Annotated in this window: 7 protein-coding genes and 1 pseudogene; 1 reads left to right on the forward strand and 7 read right to left on the reverse strand. The window is 35.8% G+C overall.

The genetic code is table 11. The features are described from left to right. Positions 1-6: 6 nt before the first annotated feature. The 7 genes from LY11_RS01790 to LY11_RS26590 form a co-directional block, all read right to left on the reverse strand. Positions 7-3,135 (reverse strand): lantibiotic dehydratase, encoded by a 3,129-nt coding sequence (locus LY11_RS01790; protein ID WP_170132597.1) that lies wholly within the window; start codon positions 3,133-3,135, stop codon positions 7-9. A gap of 4 nt (positions 3,136-3,139) precedes the next feature. Next, entirely contained in the window at positions 3,140-4,336 is a 1,197-nt protein-coding gene (locus tag LY11_RS01795; protein ID WP_111632011.1) for a lanthionine synthetase LanC family protein, read from the reverse strand. Positions 4,337-4,431: 95 nt separating this feature from the next. Beyond that, complete coding sequence (locus LY11_RS26570; RefSeq protein ID WP_170132598.1) at positions 4,432-4,596, reverse strand: class I lanthipeptide; 165 nt, start codon at positions 4,594-4,596, stop codon at positions 4,432-4,434. Positions 4,597-4,676: 80 nt separating this feature from the next. Beyond that, positions 4,677-4,838 (reverse strand): class I lanthipeptide, encoded by a 162-nt coding sequence (locus LY11_RS26575; RefSeq protein WP_170132599.1) that lies wholly within the window; start codon positions 4,836-4,838, stop codon positions 4,677-4,679. Between the two features lie 73 nt (positions 4,839-4,911). Continuing rightward, entirely contained in the window at positions 4,912-5,079 is a 168-nt protein-coding gene (locus LY11_RS26580) for a class I lanthipeptide (RefSeq protein ID WP_157287913.1), read from the reverse strand. A 70-nt stretch (positions 5,080-5,149) separates the two neighbouring features. Then, complete coding sequence (locus LY11_RS26585; protein WP_170132600.1) at positions 5,150-5,320, reverse strand: class I lanthipeptide; 171 nt, start codon at positions 5,318-5,320, stop codon at positions 5,150-5,152. Between the two features lie 60 nt (positions 5,321-5,380). Then, positions 5,381-5,548, reverse strand: a complete 168-nt coding sequence (locus LY11_RS26590; protein WP_170132601.1) for a class I lanthipeptide — start codon at positions 5,546-5,548, stop codon at positions 5,381-5,383. A 659-nt stretch (positions 5,549-6,207) separates the two neighbouring features. Between LY11_RS26590 and LY11_RS01800 the strand changes: the two are divergent. Beyond that, positions 6,208-6,389, forward strand: a pseudogene (locus LY11_RS01800) (diguanylate cyclase); the annotation flags it as partial.

Here is a 6,389-nt window from a genome sequence, read left to right on the forward strand (position 1 = left end):
TATTTATTATGGAGTAATAGCTAATTTAGGTACATGGGTTGAGATAGCCAGTTGTGAGCTGTAATATTTTTCCAGAAAATGGTAAATAACCAATTCATGTTTCCGGGGATTATTGACCAGCAAACGATTCAGATACATATGCAGGAGGCTTTCCATCAGGTCATCTGGAGGTGTCTGATTCCCCGATTTAAGCAGAATAGTTTGATAAACCAATCTGTTCATAGCTGACCTTTTTTGATAAACTGCCACCGCTTCTTCAATCTCATTTAATTCATCCAGATCAGCATTCATATGCAAAAAGATACTTTTCTGTTTTTGGCGATATTTCTCATTGAGTTGTTTTTGCAATCCTGGATCACTACCAAATTCTCTGAAAAAACCAATTTGGAGCCTTTTTAACAGCTCTTTTTTCTCAAGAGTTGTATAACCAAAATCGGTTAAAAGCATATCTGCTCCTCTAAGTGCAAATAAAAACCGGTATTCTTCTAATTCAGGACTATCCAGCAGTCTGGCAAATTTGAGTACTGCCAGGCTATCATTGAAAAACAGAGATTCTACTTCTGTTATAATGGGCGCACCATAACGCTCCAGCTCTCTTGAATAAGTATCCAGTACTACTTTACTGATCAGGTTATTGGCAAGCAGCGGTTCCAGTTTTCCCATGAATTGTTGCTGAACTTTCAATTGCTTTGCTAAGTCTGAATTGTAAAATCTAACCCGGATGTGAAAAGATTCATCAATGTACCGGATGAAATGAAATTTCTCAAATAAATTTTGTTCGATACCATCTTCCACAAATTCCAGCAGTTCGTTTTTCAGTATTTTTTCACCTGCTGTCGGTCCGCAATAAATTTTGAAAAACAACCATTCACTAAACGGAGAAAACTTTCTTTTAACCTGTGTTTCATCCTTTGGAGAGGTCAATTCATTTTTCACAGTACGTTTTGCCAAATTATGATCTGAAACGCTTTGTTCTCTTTTTAAAGGGATGATCAATTCATTGGTGTGCGGATTTCCATTTGCATCATATACGATACAGTTTTCATTGGTAAAGAGGAATTCTTCAAGCTGCACACTTTCATAACGTTTCAGGTAATGAATGAATAAGTCGGCACCTGTTTGTTGTTCCAGATCAATTAAAAGCTTATTGTCGCTTTCTACATAAGCAACTTTTTGCGGGATCTGATATTGAGTTCTCAGTGCCTGGCAATAGCTTAAATAGTCATTCCTCTCTTTGGGAATGGCCGGTAAATCATCTTTTTTAAGAATCCACCGCGCTTTTCTGACGATTAAGTTTTTGTAAACAACCCTTGGCAGATAAGCAAGCGAAGATAATACACCCCAATTCCAGGCATCAGGTTGTGCTTGCCCCTGCGTTTGCAAGTCACATAAGAATTTATAAACTGGTAAACTCCGGGTGGAGAAATTATGAGCAGAAGTAAGTTTGGGAAGGATATATTTATTGTGTTTTTTACTCCTCAAAAGTACTTTGTTATTTTTGACGCAAACCATAATATCTTCTACAGGTATTTGATTTTCTGGTGTTAAGCCAGATTTCCCGATATAAGGTATTTCATACTTGCGCAATAAAGGTCTGAGCAGCACATTACCGACTCTGGCTTGCGGAAGATGTACAATATCGGCATAAATATGATCCGGGAATTCCTTTTCTTCTTCTTTAAGGATATACTTTGTAAAATCACACAACTGCTGATCTCCATGTGCAAACCTGGACAAGAGATTACCTGAAGAGGTTCCTCCAAAACTGAAAAGCTCAAAAATGAAGTTTTCTGCATCCAGTTTGCCATCAGATTTCAGCAAACTTCCCATCAGATGTAAGCTGTTTGAAAATTTATAATTCGCAATCCTGGGTTTGAATAATTTTAATTCTTCTTCAGTTATTTCAATAGCTGTTTTTTGATGTTGAAGATAGTCGTTATGTTTATGCAGTACAAATTCTTGTATGTAATCAAAATTTATAGTTTTTCCGGCAACAGGGCCTTTTAAAATGAGGTTTTCAACCAACCTGTTTTCACCAGCTGATGACTGGTCACTTCCGGCATAGCCTATACCAAGTTCAGCATCTAATGCTAATGATAACGGGACTTCTTCAAATTCATAACGCGCCGAAAACTTAGTTTTAAAGTTATTCAGATCCCTGCCTTCACCCGACAAACTCAATGCGTATAAGTCATCGGTTTGTTTAAGAATACGATCAATAATACCTTGATCGATTTTCTGCGCTTTTGCAGCAAAAAAAAGATCAGTTTGCAATAGATTTGGTGGAATTTCTATCGGGAAATCGAGTGCTTTTAAGCTATTTTCTATTTCTTTATAGTAGTTCACTCCTGCCTTCGGGTTTTTGATCAGCTGTTGAACTTCCTTCAATTTCACAAGTAATTCATCAACATGATAAAGCGTTTCTAAGCGCTCAATTAACAGATCCAGGGGATCTTTACCGGTAACACAGGGTTCTAAGTCTGATAAGATAAGTTGCGAATCAACCATATCGGTAATAAATTCAGCAGCCTCTTCCAGACTTATATTTTCATGATCTTTAAGTATTTGTGCCAGGCTTTCCAGTGTAGCTCCTTTTTGGGCTGCCAGAAGAATGCCTCTTATATAATTTGTCTTTTCTATAGAGGTGAGCTCGTAAACGCGCTGCGTATCTATCAAAGAATAAGTTGCATAGCGATAACTGTCCGGAAGTTCGTATAAGCTATTATTCGTAAAGAACTTAAGCTGTCTGACAATTTCAGGGACAGTGTTCAGGTAAGTGATAATTTCGTTAAGATAGTTCATATCCAAACGCACACTACGGATATGCTGATCGGCATGATCCAGCTGAAGGTTAGTTTCTTCTGCTTTGATGTCTACCAATTTAACGCCCGCCAATGTACCATATGGTGTACATCTGCTACAGCTGCGCAGCCAGTATTTGGCAAAGGACAACTCCAGTTTTTCCTTTTCTTTTGCGGTAAGATCATTCTCTTTTAACAGTTCTTTCCAGAATTCGGGAGAGGATAAATAGATTCCTTCCTGAAGCAGGGTTTGCCTGTTTGCCGAAAAGTCATTGGCTAAGTTCAGGCTCTGCAATGGAGCACGCAGTAAAACAAAGGAATAACTTTTAATCATATATTTAATCATTAAGCATGATACAGTAATCCCAGCTAAAATCTCCGGTGAGGTAACTGAGGAGCACCAATCCAATCCCACTTATTCCATTTAATAATCCATAAGAGTTTGTATATTTTCCACTGGCATCTGGTGAATAAGATTTGAAACCTGCATAGCCATCCGGGTGGATGGAAAAGTCTAATGTTTGCTGTATCCAGAAGTCACAGGCTTCTTTGAAAACAGGGTTTTTAGTATAATGCCACATTTTATTGTAAACATGGGCTATACCTGCACTGCCATGACAAATCCCGGCATCTCTGACCATCGTTTGTTCTTCACTTCTTCTTTTGGAGGTATGTATGAGTATTTCTGTACCCAAATCTTTCAGGGCAGTATCTTCAAAAACCACCCCGGCCTGATAGAGTACAAAACCTATACTTAAGTCTCCGTAACACCATCCCACACGACTGTATCCTCTTGTCGGCTCATCGAGCATCAATATATTGGGGAACAGACTATTATTAGTATTTCTATTGATAGTTGACTTGAACAGATCTGCTATATCCAGTGCCAGTTTTTTAGCAGCTTCTGAACAGATATTCTTTTGATAACATTGCAGACAGAATTTTAAAACACTGATTAAACCGTGCGCCATACCCAGGTTAATTTTATTGGGTACAGGTATTAGATTGGTCAGATCAAAATGGGCAATAAACATTTTATCTGGTGACTGATAAGCAAGCTTATAGAGCAGCTGAAAAAATGTTTCCTGAAACTTGGCATATTGATTTGTTTGTTCATATAATGAATGATAAGCTATTCCGATGGAACCATGAAGAAAATCATAATTTCCATCTTTCAGGTAAAGAATAGCCTGATCAAATAATTCAGGGTCATCATCGCATAGTATCTCCCAATTCTCTTCGTCTAATACATCCTTAGCTTTTAAATAGGAAAAAAACCAGTTAACCCCTGCTTTACCAGAAGAGAAAAAAGCGCTTTGACAACCAATTGAATCTTCAGAAAGTGTTTGAAGATTATTTTCAAAATGCTCAATATTATCAATGTGGTTTACCGCATGAATACCAGTATAACTGATATAAGATTGATCAAAAAGACAATATCCGGCTTCCCCGTCAAGAAGTGATGGTTGATAATAATCACGGTTTTTAAGTGATAAATATATTTTATCAAGTATAATTTGAATTTCTTCTTTCATATAAAAATATCGGTCACCTGTTTACTATGGAAGAATAGCCAGTTTATAAGCTGGCTATTCTTCAACGTTACGTGTTTAAAACTGGAAAATTAATGCTAAATAACGCAAACTTGCACATCACTAAAGTCGCAGCAAAATCTTCCGGTAGCAGCTGTCAATGGTATTCCACCATAAACTTTGCCCATTTGCTCCGTGGTCAATGAAGCAACTTTTTCCTTTTTCAAGCGTAGTTTTTCTGAATTCAATTTAATTTTTTTCATTTGATAATGATTTTAGGTTAGATAAATTAGTTTTGTTTTGTTAAGATTTAAACGGATACGTTTAACGTAAAGCCAAAGGCTTAAGCGCAAATTGCTTCAATAGTCAACAGGCAGCAAACTCTTCTGGTTTCAGTAGTAATTGGTACACCGCCATAAACTTTACCCATTTGATCTGTGGTCAATGAAGCAACTTTTTCTTTTTTCAGCCGCAGTCTTTCTGAATTCAATTTAATTTTTTTCATTTGGTAATGATTTTAGGTTAAATAAAAATTGTGTTTTGCGAAGATTTAAACGTGATGTGTTTAAATCTTAAGACTAAGGCTCAACAGGACAGATCGAATCTGACAGGTCGCAGCAGAATCTTCTGGTAATAGTCGTAACTGGTATTCCACCATAAACTTTACCCATTTGCTCCGTGGTCAATGAAGCAACTTTTTCTTTTTTTAAACGTAGTCTTTCTGAGTTTAATTTAATTTTTTTCATTTGGCAATGATTTTAGGTTAGATAATTTTGTTTAATTAAAATTTCAACGTGACATGTTTAAGCATAAAGCTTAAGGTTCAATAGAGCAGATTACTGGATCTGTAATGTGACAGCAGAATTGCCTGGTACTAGTTGTAATAGGTTGTCCTCCATAAACTTTACCCATTTGATTTGTAGTCAATGAAGCAACTCTTTCTTTTTTTAAGCGCAGTCTTTCTGAATTCAATTTAATTTTTTTCATTTGGTAATGATTTTAGGTTAAAAATAAGGCTGTTTAGCTCACGTATTTAAACGTAAAATACTAAGGTACTTCAGGACAGATTGCCTCTGACCAGTCGCAGCAGAATTTCCTGGTAGCAGTTGTAATTGGTATTCCACCATAAACTTTACCCATTTGACCGGTAGTCAAAGAAGCAACTTTTTCTTTTTTCAAGCGCAATCTTTCTGAATTTAATTTAATTTTTTTCATTTTGTAATGATTTTAGGTTAAAAAATATAATTCTGTTGATCTAAAATATTGATTTTTTTCTAATATCAAAACATGTCATTTTTATGTTACAAAAGTATCAGTATAATTTAATTGACAAAAAGTATACTATATGGCTATTTCATAACTAAAAAGCCATATTTATATAACTAACTAAAAAACAGACGAATAAAAATATTTTTATTTATTTGAAGTATGTTGAGATTCAAAATGTTATTTCAGAATAAACTTCAGGGGCGCTATGGAAGTGGAAAGACAAGTGGATTTTTAAGCTGGCTTGAAAACAGATAAAATCAATTTATACAATAACCGGGTCTTTTCCGGCTATAATTCTCCGGTGTGCCGATTTGGCAAAATTCACCACAGGAACTGAAATTATCATGAATGGAGGAATGGTATTAGTTTAAGCTATTGACCATAAAAACGTCGCTCTTTAAATCATAAAGACGGCGTTTTTCAGAAGTTAAAATTCCGGGAGAGCATAAAAACATATATATATTGTTTTAGATAAATACCGGATATTATTGTGGTAGCTTTAGAAATTAATAAAAGGGTTTTTTATTCCTGCCTGAATGACCTTGTACTTAGTTTCCACCGATTTATTTTCACACATTTTAAATACGATCTTTTAAGTTATGCACATGAAGAAAAACGATTCTGATGAATTAATCATTGCTAACAGAGAAATCGTTCTTCAGAGCGAGGAAATAGAAAGCCGGGCAGCAGAGTTGGTCATCGCCAACAAGGAACTGCTTTTTCAAAATGAAGAGAAAGAAAACCGGGCAGCTGAACTGATCATCGCCAATAAGGAACTTGCTTTTCA

Source organism: Pedobacter cryoconitis (assembly GCF_003259615.1).
In the GTDB taxonomy this organism is placed as follows: domain Bacteria; phylum Bacteroidota; class Bacteroidia; order Sphingobacteriales; family Sphingobacteriaceae; genus Pedobacter; species Pedobacter cryoconitis.

Coding starts and splice junctions, on each gene's coding strand:
- LY11_RS26575 (WP_170132599.1), bottom strand. CDS start 4,838: ATGAAAAAAATTAAATTGAATTCAGAAAGACTGCGGCTGAAAAAAGAA.
- LY11_RS26570 (WP_170132598.1), bottom strand. CDS start 4,596: ATGAAAAAAATTAAATTGAATTCAGAAAAACTACGCTTGAAAAAGGAA.
- LY11_RS01795 (WP_111632011.1), bottom strand. CDS start 4,336: ATGAAAGAAGAAATTCAAATTATACTTGATAAAATATATTTATCACTT.
- LY11_RS26580 (WP_157287913.1), bottom strand. CDS start 5,079: ATGAAAAAAATTAAATTAAACTCAGAAAGACTACGTTTAAAAAAAGAA.
- LY11_RS26590 (WP_170132601.1), bottom strand. CDS start 5,548: ATGAAAAAAATTAAATTAAATTCAGAAAGATTGCGCTTGAAAAAAGAA.
- LY11_RS01790 (WP_170132597.1), bottom strand. CDS start 3,135: ATGATTAAAAGTTATTCCTTTGTTTTACTGCGTGCTCCATTGCAGAGC.
- LY11_RS26585 (WP_170132600.1), bottom strand. CDS start 5,320: ATGAAAAAAATTAAATTGAATTCAGAAAGACTGCGCTTAAAAAAAGAA.